The organism is Pseudomonas sp. BN515 (assembly GCF_029873155.1).
Classification (GTDB): Bacteria; Pseudomonadota; Gammaproteobacteria; order Pseudomonadales; family Pseudomonadaceae; genus Metapseudomonas.
Genome location: NZ_SSOH01000062.1, coordinates 33,031 through 49,592 on the forward strand (window position 1 = coordinate 33,031; position 16,562 = coordinate 49,592).

At 64.4% G+C, this 16,562-nt stretch carries 19 protein-coding genes; 4 read left to right on the forward strand and 15 right to left on the reverse strand.

Annotation, left to right across the window (positions count from 1 at the left end):
• Positions 1 to 20 precede the first annotated feature (20 nt).
• The 5 genes from arfB to E8E91_RS15590 form a co-directional block, all read right to left on the reverse strand.
• Entirely contained in the window at positions 21 to 434 is a 414-nt protein-coding gene (gene arfB / locus E8E91_RS15570; RefSeq protein ID WP_280376636.1) for an alternative ribosome rescue aminoacyl-tRNA hydrolase ArfB, read from the reverse strand.
• 150 nt (positions 435 to 584) lie between these two features.
• Entirely contained in the window at positions 585 to 1,919 is a 1,335-nt protein-coding gene (locus E8E91_RS15575; protein WP_280365585.1) for a porin, read from the reverse strand.
• Between the two features lie 283 nt (positions 1,920 to 2,202).
• Positions 2,203 to 2,436 (reverse strand): zf-HC2 domain-containing protein, encoded by a 234-nt coding sequence (locus tag E8E91_RS15580; protein WP_280376639.1) that lies wholly within the window; start codon positions 2,434 to 2,436, stop codon positions 2,203 to 2,205.
• Positions 2,430 to 3,041: an RNA polymerase sigma factor gene (locus E8E91_RS15585; protein ID WP_280376642.1), complete on the reverse strand. Its 612-nt coding sequence runs from the start codon at positions 3,039 to 3,041 to the stop codon at positions 2,430 to 2,432. The genes E8E91_RS15580 and E8E91_RS15585 overlap by 7 nt, the downstream gene beginning before the upstream one ends.
• Positions 3,041 to 4,162 carry a beta-ketoacyl-ACP synthase III gene (locus E8E91_RS15590; protein WP_280376644.1) on the reverse strand — a complete coding sequence of 374 codons (1,122 nt, stop codon included), beginning with the start codon at positions 4,160 to 4,162 and terminating at the stop codon, positions 3,041 to 3,043. Before E8E91_RS15590 ends, E8E91_RS15585 begins: the two co-directional genes overlap by 1 nt.
• Positions 4,163 to 4,655: 493 nt before the next feature.
• Here E8E91_RS15590 and E8E91_RS15595 point away from each other — a divergent pair, with 493 nt between their 5' ends.
• A complete protein-coding gene (locus tag E8E91_RS15595) occupies positions 4,656 to 5,087 on the forward strand; it encodes an HIT family protein (RefSeq protein WP_280365575.1) in 432 nt (143 codons plus the stop codon).
• Positions 5,088 to 5,164: 77 nt separating this feature from the next.
• On the opposite strand, the gene E8E91_RS15600 is transcribed toward E8E91_RS15595, so the two are convergent.
• Positions 5,165 to 6,079, reverse strand: coding sequence for a LysR family transcriptional regulator (locus E8E91_RS15600; RefSeq protein ID WP_280376646.1), 915 nt, complete (start codon positions 6,077 to 6,079; stop codon positions 5,165 to 5,167).
• Positions 6,080 to 6,200: 121 nt separating this feature from the next.
• On the opposite strand from E8E91_RS15600, the gene E8E91_RS15605 reads away from it, so the two are divergent.
• Positions 6,201 to 6,800 (forward strand): short chain dehydrogenase, encoded by a 600-nt coding sequence (locus E8E91_RS15605; protein WP_280376648.1) that lies wholly within the window; start codon positions 6,201 to 6,203, stop codon positions 6,798 to 6,800.
• A 6-nt stretch (positions 6,801 to 6,806) separates the two neighbouring features.
• On the opposite strand, the gene E8E91_RS15610 is transcribed toward E8E91_RS15605, so the two are convergent.
• A complete protein-coding gene (locus E8E91_RS15610) occupies positions 6,807 to 7,202 on the reverse strand; it encodes a DUF488 domain-containing protein (RefSeq protein ID WP_280376649.1) in 396 nt (131 codons plus the stop codon).
• Between the two features lie 69 nt (positions 7,203 to 7,271).
• Between E8E91_RS15610 and E8E91_RS15615 the strand changes: the two genes are divergently transcribed.
• The gene (locus E8E91_RS15615; RefSeq protein ID WP_280376652.1) at positions 7,272 to 7,943 is read left to right on the forward strand and encodes a hypothetical protein; all 672 of its coding nucleotides are present in this window, start codon (positions 7,272 to 7,274) and stop codon (positions 7,941 to 7,943) included.
• A gap of 77 nt (positions 7,944 to 8,020) precedes the next feature.
• On the forward strand, positions 8,021 to 9,019 hold the full coding sequence (gene gap, locus E8E91_RS15620) for a type I glyceraldehyde-3-phosphate dehydrogenase (protein ID WP_280376654.1): 999 nt from the start codon (positions 8,021 to 8,023) through the stop codon (positions 9,017 to 9,019).
• Between the two features lie 106 nt (positions 9,020 to 9,125).
• On the opposite strand, the gene E8E91_RS15625 is transcribed toward gap, so the two are convergent.
• The 8 genes from E8E91_RS15625 to E8E91_RS15660 form a co-directional block, all read right to left on the reverse strand.
• Entirely contained in the window at positions 9,126 to 10,031 is a 906-nt protein-coding gene (locus E8E91_RS15625) for a DMT family transporter (RefSeq protein WP_280376657.1), read from the reverse strand.
• An 83-nt stretch (positions 10,032 to 10,114) separates the two neighbouring features.
• Complete coding sequence (locus tag E8E91_RS15630; protein WP_280376659.1) at positions 10,115 to 10,462, reverse strand: Na+/H+ antiporter subunit G; 348 nt, start codon at positions 10,460 to 10,462, stop codon at positions 10,115 to 10,117.
• A complete protein-coding gene (locus tag E8E91_RS15635) occupies positions 10,459 to 10,728 on the reverse strand; it encodes a K+/H+ antiporter subunit F (protein WP_190832985.1) in 270 nt (89 codons plus the stop codon). Before E8E91_RS15635 ends, E8E91_RS15630 begins: the two co-directional genes overlap by 4 nt.
• Entirely contained in the window at positions 10,713 to 11,213 is a 501-nt protein-coding gene (locus tag E8E91_RS15640) for a Na+/H+ antiporter subunit E (RefSeq protein WP_280376663.1), read from the reverse strand. Before E8E91_RS15640 ends, E8E91_RS15635 begins: the two co-directional genes overlap by 16 nt.
• Positions 11,210 to 12,709, reverse strand: a complete 1,500-nt coding sequence (locus tag E8E91_RS15645) for a monovalent cation/H+ antiporter subunit D (RefSeq protein WP_280376665.1) — start codon at positions 12,707 to 12,709, stop codon at positions 11,210 to 11,212. The genes E8E91_RS15640 and E8E91_RS15645 overlap by 4 nt, the downstream gene beginning before the upstream one ends.
• Positions 12,706 to 13,041, reverse strand: coding sequence for a Na+/H+ antiporter subunit C (locus E8E91_RS15650; RefSeq protein ID WP_280365549.1), 336 nt, complete (start codon positions 13,039 to 13,041; stop codon positions 12,706 to 12,708). Before E8E91_RS15650 ends, E8E91_RS15645 begins: the two co-directional genes overlap by 4 nt.
• A complete protein-coding gene (locus tag E8E91_RS15655; RefSeq protein ID WP_280376667.1) occupies positions 13,041 to 15,836 on the reverse strand; it encodes a monovalent cation/H+ antiporter subunit A in 2,796 nt (931 codons plus the stop codon). Before E8E91_RS15655 ends, E8E91_RS15650 begins: the two co-directional genes overlap by 1 nt.
• A 232-nt stretch (positions 15,837 to 16,068) precedes the next feature.
• Complete coding sequence (locus E8E91_RS15660; protein WP_151132378.1) at positions 16,069 to 16,533, reverse strand: glycine zipper 2TM domain-containing protein; 465 nt, start codon at positions 16,531 to 16,533, stop codon at positions 16,069 to 16,071.
• Positions 16,534 to 16,562: the final 29 nt, after the last annotated feature.

A 16,562-nucleotide genomic window follows, 5' to 3' on the forward strand; every position in this document is an offset into this window, starting at 1 on the left:
GGGAGAGGGCAAGCCCTCGTTCAATAATCCACCTTCCCCCTGCCCGCCTTTATCTCTCCCCGCTTGGCCTTTCCTTCCAGCCGCCGTTTCTTCGACCCCAGCGTGGGCTTGGTCGGCCGTCGCGCCTTCTGCACCTTCGCCACGCTGCGGATGAGTTCGGCCAGGCGTTCCAGGGCGTCGGCCCGGTTCTGTTCCTGGGTGCGGTATTGCTGGGCCTTGATGATGATCACGCCGTCGCCGGTAATGCGGCTGTCGCGCAATTGCAGCAGGCGTTCCTTGTAGAAGTCCGGCAGGGATGAGGCGTGGATGTCGAAGCGCAGGTGCATTGCGCTGGAGACCTTGTTGACGTTCTGTCCGCCGGCGCCTTGGGCGCGGATGGCGGTCAGTTCGATTTCGTCGTCAGGCAGGTGGACGCTGTTAGAGATCAGCAGCATGGGCATGCAAACCGGGAGGCAAGGATGCAAAGCATACGTAGGCTGCGTTGCGGCTGCCATAAACGCTTATCTGCCTAGCTTTCACCGCCCCAATAAAAAAGCCCCGCCAGATGGCGGGGCTCAAATAAAGGAGCGGAAACCCGTGCTGTCTTAGAACACGTACTGAGCGCGAACAACCACGCCGTCGCCATCGTCGTCGCCGACGGCGTTGGTGGCGTTGTCCACCTTGGCTTTGACGTAGTAGCCGCTGATCTTGACGGCTTCGTTGGCGTACCAGTTCAGACCGAGGTTGTGCACCTTGGCTTCGACGTCATCGACATTGGCGAAGGCGCCGTTGTCGTCTTCAGCTTTGATGTTGTCGAAGCGGTAGAACACTTCCCAGGCGCCGATGCGGTTGTTCGACGGCTTGATCTTGTCGAACTTGCCCAGTTTGTAGTCACGGGCTTCACCGGTCAGGGTGTAGGCCAGCTGGACGTAATAGCCGTCGGCATCGATGTCTTCGCGGTTGGCAGCCTTGGCTTCGACTTCACGCTTCAGGTATTCGCTCTGGATGGAGAACGGACCGGTAGCGAAGGCGGCTTCCAGGCCCCAGGTGCTGTCGTTGTCGAACGCGCCAGCCGGGGTGTTGTTGGCACCGGCCAGAACCAGGCGGTTGCCGTTGGCGCCAGCGTCCTGACCACCGTCGGTGCTCACGCCGCGCATGCCCAGGCGGCTGCGGATACGGCCGTCAAAAGCGGTGTCGGACAGGTCGCGCTGGGCGTAGTTCACGCCGAAGTGCAGGACGTTGCCGGCTTCGTGCATCGGGGCGAATACGCCGCGAGCGTTGAACTGCTTGACGCTGTCGCCGTCCTTGTCCTGGTTGGTGGCGTCGTTGGCCATGATGCCAGCGGAGCCGTACAGGGAAGCGCCGTAGGTGCCGGCAACCTGAACGCCCATGCCGCCGTTGTGGGCGTTGACGTAGTCAGCCAGGTCGTAGGCAGCGGTACGCTCCTGGGCGGTTACCCACTTGGAGCTGGTGGCTTTTTCCAGACCGAAGTCGGGGTCGAAGCGGCCCATCTTGATGGCGATGGGGGCGAAGCCCAGGTAGGAAATGGAAGCTTCGTCGAAGTAGCCGTCGCCGTTGGCGTCGCTGCCGCTACCGCCACGGTTGTCACCGCCGGCGTTGTGGGAGAAGTCGTAGTTGACCTGATAGGCCCAGTCGGTGAAGGCGATACCACCGATTTCCAGGAAGGCGCGACGGAAGTAACCGGCGTCGGCGGTGTTGCCGTTTACGGTGTAGAAACCGTCGAAGCGGCTGTAGTCAGCCTGCAGGCGACCGCCGAGCTTGAAGCTGAAAGCCTTGTCGGTGGTGCCGACTTCCAGGCCGCCTTTGGTCTTGATGACGATATCGGCGCCGTCGGTGGTAACGGTACCGGCGAAAGCCTGGGCGGAAATGGCCAGAGCCATGGCGCTGGCGGCAAAACCGGCGAAGTGCTTACGGATCATCGAAGGGTTCCCCTATTGGTCTTTAGCGTTAGAAAACACTCGAGCGCTGGGCTCGTTGGTGCTGGTGGGGAATCTTGGCGGCGGGTTATTTCAGCTCAGTTGCTTCTATATAAATATTTTGTGACAACGGAACTTTTTTACTCCGATTTTTCATAAGCAATGAACCACTCTGGAACGCGGCTTTCAGCCAATTTCCAGGGCTTTTTCGAGCAAAAATGAAATGAAGGCTTCGACTTGCGAATTTGACGATTCGCGTCTACCGATAGGTCGGAGGATCGTTGCGCTAGAGGGATTCGCGGCGCTTCTGCGCCAGGCGCGCGGCCAGGTCGTCAACTTCGGCGCCCTGGCTATCCGGCATGATACGGACGACGGCCTGGGTCAGCTTCATCTGCTTGATGAAACGCCTGCAGTTGCGGCAGAGCATGAGGTGGCGGCGCATGGCCATGCGCTCGCGAAAGCTCAGTTCGCCGTCGAGGAGATCGCTGGAGCGGGCAACCAGTTCCTTGCACGTCAGCATTGGCCTGTCTCCTCGAAATGTTCCAGCGTGGCGAACAGCTTCAGGCGGCCGCGATGCAGCAGTACCCGGACATTGGAGAGCGAGATCTCCAACAAATTACAGATTTCCTCCAACTCCAGCCCCTGGCGCTCCCGCAGCAGCAACACACCGCGCTGCATCTCCGAAAGACTCAGCAGGGTCTTTTCCAGGCATTCGCGCAGTTCATCTTCGGTGAGCAGGGCTTCCGGCGAGTCCTCGTGCCAGGCCGGCACTCTCGCGGCCCAGTGGCCGTCTTCGGCGAAGCGGGCGTCATCCACCGAGCCGTGGGGAGCGGGAAGATCGTCCAGCAGCACCTCGCGACGGTTCTGCTTGAGTCGGCTTCGGGCGGCATTGGCGACGATGGTGAGGAGCCAGGTCTTGAGGCTGGAACGCTGCTGGAAGCCGTCCAGGTTGCGCACCACGGCCAGCCAGGCGTCCTGCACCACTTCATCTGCGTAACGCTGGCCGACGATGGCGTAGGCGACCGCGCGCATGGCGCTCTGGTAGGCACCGATGAGCTCGCGGAAAGCCCCCTGTTCCCCGGCCAGCAGCCGGGGTAGCAGGTCAGCGTCGGCCGGGTGGCTCATCAGCGCTTGCGCAGAATCACGCTGCCGATGGAGTAGCCGGCACCGAAGGAGCTGAGCACGCCCAGCGAGCCGCTGGGCAGGTCGTCCTGGTGTTTGTGGAAGGCGATCACGGAACCGGCGGAGCTGGTGTTGGCGTAGGTGTCGAGGATCACCGGCGCCTCGTCGGCTTCGGCGTCACGACCCAGCAGTTTGCGGGCGATCAGCAGGTTCATGTTGAGGTTCGCCTGGTGCAGCCAGAAGCGCTTCACGTCGGCGACGTTGAGTTTGTTCTCTTCCAGGTGGGTGGCGATCAGCTCGGCGACCATCGGGCAGACGTCCTTGAACACCTTGCGGCCTTCCTGGACGAACAGCTTGTCGCGAGCGCCCACGCCCTCTTCCGCCGCGCGGTTGAGGAAGCCGAAGTTGTTGCGGATGTTGTTGGAGAACTGGGTCAGCAGCTTGGTGCCGACCACGTCGAACTGGTGCTTGGAGGTCGCCTGGTCGGCGCGCTCGATGACCACGGCGGTGGCGGCGTCGCCGAAGATGAAGTGGCTGTCGCGATCGCGGAAGTTCAGGTGGCCGGTGCAGATTTCCGGGTTGACCATCAGGACGGCGCGGGCCTGGCCGGTCTGCACTGCGTTGGTGGCGGCCTGGATGCCGAAGGTGGCCGAGGAGCAGGCGACGTTCATGTCGTAGCCGAAGCCGTTGATCCCCAGGGCCGCCTGGACTTCGATGGCCACCGCCGGATAGGCGCGTTGCAGGTTGGAGCAGGCGACGATCACGCCGTCGATGTCGGCCGGGGTCTTGCCGGCGCGTTCCAGGGCCTGCTTGGCCGCGCCCACGGCCATCTCGCAGAGGATGCCCCACTCGTCGTTGGAGCGCTCGGGGATGCGCGGGGTCATGCGTTTGGGATCGAGGATGCCATCCTTGTCCACCACGAAGCGGCTCTTGATGCCGGATGCCTTCTCGATGAAGGCCACGCTGGATTCGGCCAGCGCTTCGATTTCGCCACGCTCGATGGCGCCGGCATTTTCCGCGTTGAAGGCCTGTACATAGGCATTGAAGGACGCCACCAGCTCCTCGTTGGAGATGCTGTTGGTCGGGGTATACAGGCCGGTGCCACTGATCACGACGTTGTGCACGGTCGATCCTCTCGATTCTGGGCCGCTCGCACGAACGGCCGATTCAGGCAGTCAGCCGCCAGCCGAAGGGGCCAGCAGCGGAAAATGGTCATCCCGCCAGGCGGGATGGAACTGCAAACAGGGGTGGAGGCCATTGCGCGAACATCCTTCGTCGCGCCCCGCTGACGCCTTTCGCGCCGTCGGCGAAATCGCCGGAATCCTCTTCGCGGATGCTCCACTTTCTATACAGATGCGAAGGGTAACGCCAGAAACGACGGCTGGCGACGGGGACTTTCGCCAAAATATGGGGGAAGTGACGCGAACGGATAGTCAGTTTGCGACCTTCAGGTGACAAAGCGTAGTAAGCCTTCTCGAAGACGGGACAAGCGGTAATCGGGAGGCCGTGGCCAGGAGAGGGACGACCTGCGAGGTGTGAAACGCGGGTCTGGGGTTTTCCGGTGCGGCGCCGGGCGTTAAGGTGCACGGCCCCACTTCGGCAAATGGAGAGCCTTCGATGAGCCTGCATGGCACCTATGATCCGCAGAACGTCTTCGCCCAGATCATTCGCGGCGAGGCCCCCTGCTACAAACTCTACGAAGACGATGACGTACTCGCCTTCCTCGACATCTTCCCGCAGTCCTTCGGCCACACCCTGGTCATCCCCAAACGCTCCGCCGCGCGCAACATCCTGGACATCGAGGCCGACGCCCTGGCCAAGGTGATGGCCGTGGTGCAGCGCCTGACTCACGTGCTGGTGAAAGAGCTGGAGCCGGCCGGCGTCCAGGTGGCGCAATTCAACGGCGCCCCTGCGGGCCAGACCGTCTTCCACATCCATATGCACATCGTGCCGCGCTTCGAGGGAGAGTCGCTGGGCATCCATGCCAGCAAGAAGGCAGACCCGAACGAGCTGCAAGCCCTGCAAGCCCGCCTGTTGAAGCATCTCTGAAGCACCTTGGTGGAAATCCCATGGGGGACTTCCACCCTGCCCGGGCGCCAGCCGGACCGTCTTCCAGCGCTGTCGCCCTACTCCCCTGCCTTGTCCAGCACCCGCCGGCTGCGCTCGAACCACGCCAGCAGGTAGTCCGCCAGCACCTGGGTGCGCCGGGGCAAGCCGCCCTGCCAGGGGTGGACGAGGAACACCGGCGTCTGTCGGGTCTGGTAGTCGCGCAGTAGCCACACCAGACGGCCATCGGCCAATTCGTCGTAGATCATGTAGGACGGCAGCCGCGCGATGCCGGCGCCAGACATGGCTGCCTTTTTCAGCAGGCTGTAGTGATTGCTCGCCAGCGCGCCCGCCACCTTGACCCGTTCCAACTGGTGCTGGCGGTGGTAGAGCCATTCTTCGAAACCGCTGTAGTGAGTGTTCAGCAGGCACTGGTGCCGGGCGAGGTCCGCCGGCTGCAGCGGTTCGCCATGGTCGGTGAGGTAGGCCGGCGTGGCGCAGGTGATTTCCTGTAGCGAGAAGAGCGGCCGGGCCACCAGGCGATCGTCAATGTCCATGCCAGAGCGGATGGCCAGGTCGAAGCCCTCGGCTACCAGGTCGCGGTAGCCATTGTGCAGGTCCAACTCGATGCGGATCTGCTGGTACTGCCGGGTGAAGTCCAGCAGCAGCGCATCGAAAAAGGTTTCGCCCAGCGACACGGGGACCGTCAGGCGCACGCAGCCCGCCAGATCTTCCTGCAGCCGCCGAACCGACTGCCTGGCCCGCTCGGCCTGGGCGGCCAGTGCCTGGGCCTCCGGCAGTAGCGCGGCGCCGGCGGCGGTCAGGTCCAGGCGGCGGGTGGTGCGGTGCAGCAGCGCGGCTCCCAGGCCCTGTTCCAGCAGGCGGATGCGCTTGGACAATTGCCCCTTGCTGCATCCCAGACGCTCGGCCGCGGAGGTAAAGCTGCCGGCTTCCATCAGCACCGCGAAGGCTGCCAGATCGTCCATTTCGCTCATGGGAACCACCGCCCTATTGTTTCCATATGAAAACCAAAGTTTTCCAATTAGCCGGATTATCGACCACAGAGCGCACTCTACACTGAACCCGTCTTCCCTTCCCCACACAGGAGCCGGTCCCATGAAAATCATCCTCGTCGGTGCCAGCGGCACCATCGGCAAAGCCATCGAACAGGAACTCAAGGAGCGTCACGAGATCATTCGCGTCGGCTTCAGCAGCGGCGACGTGCAGGCGGACATCACCGACCCGGCGTCGATCCGCGCGCTGTTCGAAAAGGCCGGCCCCTTCGATGCGCTGATCAGCGCGGCCGGCAAGGTGCACTTCGGTGCCCTGGCGGAAATGGGTGAAGCGGAATTCGCCGTCGGCCTGAAAGACAAGCTGATGGGCCAGGTAAACCTGGTGCTGATCGGCCGCGAATTCGCCAACGACGGCGCCTCCTTCACCCTCACTTCCGGGGTGCTGAGCCACGACCCGATCCGCTTCGGCGCCTCCGCCAGCATGGTCAACGGCGCCATCGACTCCTTCGTGCGCAGCGCAGCGCTCGAACTGCCGCGCGGCATGCGCATCAACAGCGTCAGCCCGACGGTGGTCGAGGAAGCACTGCCGGCCTACGGCCCCTACTTCCGCGGCTACAAGGCGGTGCCAGCGGCCGAGGCGGCGCTGGCCTATGCAAAGAGTGCCGAAGGTGCGCAGACCGGGCAGGTCTACCGGGTCTGGTAAGGCGCGCTACAGCTCGCCGGCGTAACACACCGGCGAGCTGGGAGGGCCGCAGCGTTCCAGTTCTTCTTCGAGGAACTCAGCCAGGACCACCGCGTTGTTGTGCACTTCGTCCTTCGCGGCGTAGAGCAGCGTCAGGTTGCCCTTGCGGGCCATCTCCAGCAGCCCCTGCCAATGCTCGGGATGCGCCGTCAGTTCGGCGCGGTAGAGCAGGCGGAATTCATCGAACAGCGCCGGATCGTGGCAGAACTGCTTGCGCAGGGTGTCCGACGGCGCCACTACCTTCAGCCAGTCCGCCAGGCCCAGTGACTCCTTGCTACAACCACGCGGCCACAAGCGATCCACCAGCACCCGCTGGCCATCGGTGGACTGCGCCGCTTCATACACTCGCTTGTACTGGATCATCTGCCCTCTCCACCCTTGAGCCTGGCGCCTCGCACCGGTAACGTGGCCGCTCCCTGAAGGAGACCCATGATGCGCTTCGCCCGCCCCCTGCTGTTCAGCCTCTTGCCGCTCTTCGGCGCCTGCCAGATGTTCGCCGAAAAGGCCCCTGCGCCCGCCACCAACCTGGTGCGCCTGCAAGGTGAGCTGAGCGTAGACGCAGGCCAGGTGATGTTCAGCCCCTGTGGCGAGAAACGCCGTTTCACCCTGGCGGACACCGGCGCCACCGGCCTGTTGCCGGAGGCGGCCAACCTCTCGGCAGATGGTCCCGGCACGCTGTTCGCCGACATCCGCGCCAGCATGGGACCGACCAGCGTCAAAGGCGCCGATGGCCAGCTGGACCTGCAGACCCTCTATCGCCTGCAACGCGAAGGCCACGGCTGCCAGGACATCAACTTCAAGCGCCTGCTGCTGCGCGCCAGCGGCAATGAGCCGGACTGGAACGTCAGCGTCAGCGAAAAGGGCCTGAAACTCGACCGTCCCGGCCAGCCCTCCCTTGCCCTGCCTTATATGGAAGAGCAACTGCCGGACGGGCGCTTCAACCTGTCCAGCGAAGCCAACGGCCAGCGCCTGGAACTGTGGGTAGCTCCGCAGCGCTGCGTGGACGGCATGAGCGGCACCGTCCAGCACCTTACCGCCGAGCTGCGCATGGACGGCAAGGTGCAGCGTGGCTGCGCTTCATTCGGCGGCGCCCGCAACGACTGATACGAACACGCATCCCGGGGCTCCCTTTCCGTCCTTCGCCACTAAGCTGAGTGAAGGACCAACGGAAGGAGAACACCATGCTGCGTATCGCCCTGAACGGATACGGGCGCATCGGTCGCGCCCTGGTACGTGCGTTGTTCGAGCGGGGACTCGATCAGCGCCTGCGCATCGAAGCCATCAATGACCTCGGCGACTTCGAATCCCTGGCGCACCTGACCCGCTTCGACTCCACCTTCGGCCGCTTTCCCGGCCACGTCGCATTGCATGACGACCACTTGCAGGTAAACAAACAGACCATCCGCCTGCTGCGCGAGCGCGATCCGGTGAACCTGCCCTGGGCCCAACTGGGCGTGGACCTGGTGCTGGAGTGCTCGGGCAAGATGAAGAAGCGCGCCCAGGTGGAACAGCACCTGACTGCGGGTGCGCCCCGGGTACTGCTGTCGCACCCGCTGGACTCCGCCGACCTGACGGTGGTGTACGGGGTCAATCATGAGCAGCTGGGCAACCAGCAGATCGTGTCCAACGCATCCTGCACCACCAACTGCCTGGCGCCTCTGGCCATGCTGCTGCATCGCTCGGTCGGCATCCGCAGCGGCCTGGTGACCACGGTGCACGCCTACACCAACGACCAGAACCTGCTCGACAAGAGCCACAGCGACCTCTATCGCGCACGCGCCGCAGCCGTCTCGATGATTCCCACCAGCACGGGCGCGGCCAAGGCCATCGGCCTGGTGCTACCGGAACTGGCCGGCCGCCTGGATGGCCTTGCGGTGCGGGTGCCGACGCCGAACGTGTCGCTGCTGGACCTATCCTTCATCGCCGAGCGGCCGGCCAGCCGTGATGCGCTCAACGCCGCCCTCGAAGCCGGCGCCCGCGACCTGCCGCCAGGGGTGATGGAGTGCAATGCATTGCCGCTGGTATCCAGCGACTTCAACGGCCACCCGGTCTCCTGCGTCGTCGACCTCAACCACACCCGCGTGCAGGGCGAACTGGTGAAGGTGCTGGCCTGGTACGACAACGAATGGGCGTTTGCCAACCGGATGCTGGATGTGGTAGTGGCCTGGACGGCGCCTTAGTCAGCCAGTCAGTGAGAGAGGGTGGTCCGACGCGAACCATTCGGCCGGCGGGCCGGAATGTCTTCGGACGTGGCACAGCAAATGGCAGCGGGGCCGGTCATGGCGATCAATCCAGTACGCCGGCCGGCACCGGGGCGGGGCTTTTCCATTGGCTCAGCGCCACCCCGACGAAAACCAGGCCGGCGGCGAGCAATTGCACGCCGGTCAGACGCTCGCCGAGCAATCCCCAGGCGAAGATCAGGGTGAACACCGGTATCAGATTGATGAAACCGGTTGCCTGGCTCGCCGGGAGCCGCGACACGCCGAAGTTGTAGAGACCGTAAGCCCCTACCGTGACGACGGTGCCAAGGTAGATCATCGCGCCTATGCCCAGCGCACTGACCGACTCCGGCAAAGGCGATGTGATCGCGGCGAGTGGCAGGAAGAAGACGCTACCGATGAAGGCCTGCATGGCGGTCAGGAAGAAGGCCGAGTAGCGCGACGACAGATGCTTGAGCAGCAGCGTGTAGCCGGTGGCGCAGAGCATGGCGAGGAACTCGTAGGAGTTACCCAGCAGCGGCTGCGGTGCGTGGCCATCGGACTCGCTGGCCAGGCTCAGCCACACCGCTCCGACCACCGCGAGGAGGAAGCCGGCCATCGTGCCGCGGGTGATCCTTTCGTGCAGCAACGCATAGGCGCCCACCGCCACCAGCAGCGGCAGCAGCGCGGTGATCATTCCGGCCTGGGAGGCGCTGGTGTGTTGCAGCGCCAGGGCTTCGAAGATGAAGTAGAGGCAGGGCTCGCAGGCAGCGAGGCCGAGCAGGTATTTCCAGTCGCCGGGGCGGTAATCGAGTGTGCCGCGCCAGCGCCAGGCGGCCAGGAAGATCAGGCTGCCCAGGGCCATACGAGCAAAGATCACCCAGTGCGGGGCGACCTCCTGAAAGGCCAGTTTGAGGGCGATGAAGGAGCTGCCCCACAGCGCCATCGCCAGCACCAGGCAGGCAACCGCCACCAGTCGTCCTTGCTGCGCCATGGGTCACCTCCGGGGGAAATCGCCAGTCTAGGCGGCCATCCACGGGGCCAGACAGGCACAGCAAGGGGGAAAAACTGTAGCGTTCACTGGTTCCAGGGTTTGCCGCGGGTTCTCTGGTCCAGGGGCAATTGCTGCAGCACCGCGGCCTTGGCCAGCATGTAGGCACTGACCGGGGCGCTGATGAACAGGAACAGGCTGATCAGCAGTTCGTGCAGGCTGAGGCCGTCGGCATCGGCGGAAAAGAACACCAGCGAGGCGATCACCACGCCGCCCACGCCAAGGGTGGTGGCCTTGGTTGGGCCGTGCAGGCGCATGAAGAAATCCGGCAAGCGGTACAGGCCGATGGCGCCGATCAGCACGAAGGCGCTGCCAAGGATCAGCAGCGCCGAAACGAGGACTTCCGCCCAAGGGGTCAGGGAAACGCCGGTCATTCGATGATGTCTCCACGCAGCATGTACTTGGCCACCGCCACGGTGCTGACGAAGCCCAGCACGGCGATCAGCAGCGCCACTTCGAAGAACAGGTCGCTGCCCTTCCAGATGCCGTAGAGCATCAGCATGGCGATGGCGTTGATATAGAGGGTGTCCAGCGCCAGCACGCGGTCCGGCAGGCAAGGCCCCTTGACCAGGCGGGCCAGGGCCAGCAACAGCGCCAGGCCGAGCATGGCCAGGCAGAGGGGAATCACGTAGGCGAGCACGGGAATATCTCCTTGAGCGGCGCCTCGTAGCGCGACTTGATCTCGGCCACCATGGCGGCCTTGTCCGGCACGTCCAGGCCATGCACCAGCAGGGTCCGGCGGTCGGCACTGAGGTCGGCGGCCAGGGACCCGGGCGTCAGGGACACAACGCTGACCAACACGCTGATGGCCAGTTCGTTATCCAGGTCGATGGGCACCTCGACGAAGGCCGGACGCAGTGCCTCGACGCGTCCCAAGGTCAACCGCGCCACCTGGAAGTTGGCCACCAGCACATCCCACACGACCATCAGCAGGAAACGCATCAGCTTGAGCGGATGCCAGCGCTTGGGCCGCTCGATCAGCAGGGGCTTGAAGCAGAACGGAATCACCCAGCCGAGGAAGGCACCCAGCAGCCATTGGCCGAAGGCGAAGGAGTCCACCAGCAGCAGCCACACGAACAGCAGCAGCAGGCTTTCGGCGGGATGGGGGAAGAGCTTTCGCATCATGCGCCGGCCCCCTCGACAATCGCGCGATACAGGTTCTGGTCATGCAATTGCGCGGCGCTGGCCTGGGCGTAGTCCAGCAGCGGCTGGGCGAAAACCACGAGCACCAGGCTGCCGGCCAACAGCATCAAGGTGGCGAACAGGCGGCCACCATCCAGTTCGGCGCTGCCGAGCACCTGGTGGCCGGTGCGCCAGAACAGGGTGCTGCCGGCACGGCTCAGGGCCACCAGGCTGACGAAACCGCCGATCAGCAACACGCTCCACAGCGGGAACGCCCCGGCACCGGGCGGAACCGCCTGGAGCAGCAACAGCTTGGCGAAAAAGCCCGACAGCGGTGGCAGGCCGGCAACGGCAATGGCACCGAAGAAGAAGGCCGCGCCGAGGACACCCGGATTCTGCAAAGCCGGTCCCTGCACCAGATGGCCGCCCTTGTCGCCACGCTGCCGGCTGACCAGATCGGCGAGCAGGAACAGCGCGCCGGCTACCCAGGTGCTGTGCAGCAGGTAGAAGAGTGCCGCGCCCTGCGCCTCGGGAGTCCCCAGGGCGATGGCCGCCAGCAGGGTGCCGGCGGAAACCACCACCAGATAAGCCAGCAATCCCTGCAGGGTGCTGGCCGCCAGGGCGCCCAGCGCGCCGAGGATCACGGTGGCCAGGGCCAGCGGCCAGAGCCAGGGCTGTGCCAGGTTGGCCAGCTCCCCGGCCTCCGGACCGAAGACCAGGCTGTAGACCCGCAGGATGGAGTAGATGCCCACCTTGGTCATGATCGCGAACAGCGCGGCAACCGGCGCACTGGCGGCGGCATAGGCGCGCGGCAGCCAGAAGTACAACGGCAGCAGCGCCGCCTTGAGGGCGAATACCAGCAGCAGCACCAGCCCAGCGGCAGCCAGCACCGGAGCATTCTCCGGCCCGGCGGCGGCTACCTGACGTGCCATGTCCGCCATGTTCAGGGTGCCGGTGATTCCGTAGAGCGTACCCACCCCAATCAGGAACAGCGCCGACCCCGCGAGGTTGAGAATCACGTAGTGCATGCCCGCCTTCACCCGCTCGCCGCCACCACCGTGCATCAGCAGGGAATAGGAGGCGATCAGCAGGATCTCGAAAAACACGAAGAGGTTGAACAGGTCCCCGGTCAGGAAGGCGCCGTTGATACCCAACAACTGGAACTGGAACAGCGCGTGGAAGCGCAGGCCGATGCGGTCGTCGCCGCGAATCGAGTAGAGCACCGCGGCGCAGGCCAGTACGGCGGTCGCCAACAGCATCAGCCCGGCCAGGCGATCCAGCATCAGCACGATGCCGAATGGCGGTTGCCAGCCGCCCAGGGCATAGACGCGCAGCTGGCCATCGCCGGCCTGCTGCATCAACAGCAGCGCCACGGGCACCAGCGCCAGGGTGGCGAGAACCGAGAGGCTGCGCTTCAGCCGCTCGTTGGATGGCAGCACCAGCAGTAGCGCGCCGGTGAACAGGGGAATCAGGATCGGCAGGATCATCAGGTGGATCATGGCGCCGACTCCTCGTCGGTATGGCCGTCGACATGATCGCTGTTCAGGTCGCCGACACCGCGCAGGGCCAGCACCACCACGAAGGCGGTCATGGCAAAGCCGATGACGATGGCGGTCAGCACCAGGGCCTGGGGCACCGGGTCGGCATATTGCACATCACGCCCGAGCACGGCGGCTTCGCCGGTCAGGCGACCCATGGCGAAAAGGAACAGGTTCACGGCGTAGGACAGCAGGGTCAGGCCCAGCACCACAGGGAAGGTCCGCCCACGCAGCAGCAGGTAGACACCGCTGGCGGTGAGCAGGCCGAGGGTCACGGCGAACAGCGCCTCCATCAGTGAATCTCCTTGCTCGCGGCCGGGGCCAGGCTCAGTCGTCCCAGGTTGACCAGGATCAGCAGCGTCGAGCCGACCACGGTCAGGTAGACGCCGAGGTCGAACAGCATGGCGGTGGCCAGTTCGAATTCGCCCACCAGCGGCCACTCCACATGGCCGAAGGCAGAGGTGAGGAAATTGTGGCCGAAGGCCAGGCTGCCAAGGCCGGTAAGGCCCGCGATGACCACCCCGGCACCGGCGAGGCGCTGGTAGTTCAGCGCCAGGCGCTGCTCCACCCAAGCGATGCCGCTGGCGATGTACTGCAGCACCAGTGCCACGGAGGTGATGAGGCCGGCGATGAACCCACCACCGGGCAGGTTGTGCCCGCGCAAGAAGATGAACACCGAGATCAGCAGCGCCAGCGGCAGCATCAGGCGCGACAGGGTTTCAAGAATCAGCGGGTGCTTGGCATGAGCCCAGTTGTGGCCCTGGGGATCGCAGGTAGGATTGGCCAGGCGCAGGCCGGAAAGCATGGCGTAGATGCCTACGGCGGCGATGGCCAGGACGGTGATCTCGCCCAGGGTATCGAAGCCACGGAAGTCCACCAGGATCACGTTGACCACGTTGGTGCCACCTCCACCGGAAATGGCGTTTGCGAGGAAGAAATCGGTAATGCCTTCGTAGGGACGGGTCAGCACGGCGTAGGCCAGCAGTGCCACCATCACACCCACGGCGCTGGCCAGGATGAAGTCGCGAAGGCCGCGCAGGCTGGAGCTCTCGCTCGGCGTGCGGTAAGGCAGGTAGTAGAGCGCCAGCATCAGCAGCACCAGGGTCACCACCTCCACCACCAACTGGGTCAGGGCCAGGTCCGGCGCGGAGAAGCGCGCGAAGGCCAGGGCCACCAGCAGGCCGCCGACACCGAGGATCATCAGGGAAATCAGCCGCTGGCGATGGAAGATCGCCGTCAGCACGCCGGAAAGCGCCAGCACCAGCATGCCCAGGGTGGTGATGCCGTCCAGCGGAGTCAGCGGACGCGAGCCGGCGATCTGCGGCAGCGGCGCCAGGGACAGCGCCACGAACAGCATGGCGCTGCCCAGCAGCAGGGCCAGATAGCGTTGCAGGGAGCCATTCTCCAGACGCCCGGTGATCCAGCGGGCAGCCATCACGGCACGCTGTACTTGCTGCTCGAACACCTCCTTGGCATCGGTGTCGGGCAGGCCGGCGTACCAACTGAACAACGGCTTGCGCAACACATAGAGCAGCAGCCCCCCGACCAGGGCCACCAGGCTCATGGCCAGCGGCGTGTTGAAACCGTGCCAGATAGCCAGGCTGTATTCCGGCAACACGCCACCCAGGCTGGCAGCGGCAGCAGTCGCGAGCAGAGGCGCCACGGTGAAGGCGGGGAACATGCCCACCAGCAGACAGAGGAACACCAGGATTTCCACCGGCACCTTCATGTAGCGCGGCGGCTCGTGGGGCGGGAACTTGGGCAGGACGGCCGGTTCGCCATTGAAGAACACGTCATGGACGAAGCGCAGGGAATAGGCCACCGAGAACATCCCGGCCAGTGTCGCCGCCGCCGGCACCACCCAGCTGAAGCTGCCGAGGAGGTCCTGCTGCAGGGTCTCGCCGAAGAACATTTCCTTGCTCAGGAACCCGTTCAGCAATGGCACCCCGGCCATGGCCAGGGACGCCACCATGGCCAGCACCGCCGTATGCGGCATGTACTTCCACATCCCGTTGATCAGGCGCATGTCGCGGCTGCCGGTCTCGTGGTCGATGATCCCGGCGGCCATGAAGAGCGAGGCCTTGAAGGTGGCGTGGTTAATGATGTGGAACACCGCAGCCACGTTGGACAACTGCGAATCCAGTCCGAACAGCAGGGTGATCAGGCCCAGGTGGCTGATGGTCGAGTAGGCCAACAGGCCCTTGAGGTCGTGCTGGAACAGCGCCATGCCGGCGCCGATCAGCAGGGTCGCCAGACCGCTCAGGCTGACCAGGTAGAACCACAGGTCAGAGCCGGACAGGGCCGGATAAAGACGTGCCAGCAGAAACACACCGGCCTTCACCATGGTGGCCGAGTGCAAGTAGGCAGACACCGGGGTCGGCGCCGCCATGGCATGGGGCAGCCAGAAGTGGAAAGGGAATTGCGCGGACTTGGTGAACACGCCCAGCAGCACCAGCACCAGTGCTACCGGATAGAGACTATGCGCGCGGATCTGTTCACCCGCGGCGAGTACCTGGGTCAGCTCGAAGCTGCCGGTGATGTGCCCGACCAGCAGCACGCCGGCGAACAGGGCAAGACCGCCGCCGCCGGTGACCGTGAGGGCCATGCGCGCACCCTTGCGTGCGTCGGAGCGATAGCCCCAGAAGCCGATCAACAGGAACGAAGACAGACTGGTCAGTTCCCAGAACACCAGCATCAGCAGCAGGTTCTCCGACAGCACAACGCCGAGCATCGCCCCCATGAACAGCAACAGGAACGCGAAGAAGCGCCCCATGGGCTCTTCGTCCGACAGGTAATAGCGGGCGTAGAGAATGACCAGCAGGCCGATGCCGAGAATCAGCAGCGCGAACAGGTAGCCCAGGCCATCGAGGCGCAGGCTGAAACTCAGGCCGAAGCCCGGCAACCAGGGCTGGATGTATGTCAGGGTATGACCGGCGAAGACGCTATCGGTCTGGGCCAGCAGGAGGATGAGGCCAGTGAGTGGCACCAGCGCGGCGGCACCCGCGCAAACGGAACGGCCATGGCGCTCGGCCAGCGGCGGAAGAAGCGCCCCGAGAAAGGGCAGCGCAACAATGAGCGCCAGGATCATCCATATCTCCCCTAGGTCAGCGCCATTTCCTTCCCAGTGTCGGAAACGGCAAGCGAAAAACCCGACGATTATCCATTACTATCGATTCACATCGATAGATTGAATTATTTCAAAACACGAGTAAGGCCGGAGAACGCCCAGCCCAGAAGGCGACAGGCCATTGGCTCTGTCGCCTTCTTCTGCAGGACTGGAACGGGCAGGAAAAAGCTGTCCCGATCGGGACAGCTTAGCTTCAGTGAGCGACGCGGCTGGTGCCGTTGACCGTCATGATGCGCACACGCTCGCCAACGCGGAAGACTTCGTTGGGTTGGACTTCCTGGACATAGGCGCGCATCGAGCCATCGTCCTCGCGTACGGTGATTTCCACACCCTGGGTGCGGGTCATGCCTTCCTCGGCTGCTGCGCCCAGCAGACCGCCAGCGACCGCGCCGATAACGGCGGCAACCGCACTTCCGCGGCCATGGCCGATGGTGCTGCCACCGATGCCACCGACCACAGCGCCAGCACCGGCGCCAACTGGTGTCTTGGTGCCTTCGATCTTCACCGGACGCAGAGATTCGATGGTGCCCATGCGCACGGTCTGCACTTGCCGAGCCTCGTCACGGGAATAGGTGTCACCGGTCAGGCTCGACTGACAGCCACCCAATGCCAGTGCCACTGCCGTGAAAGAGGCCACCAGCAGGACGGGTTTACGCATAGCATTTCCTCCAGAATTGAGTACCTGTC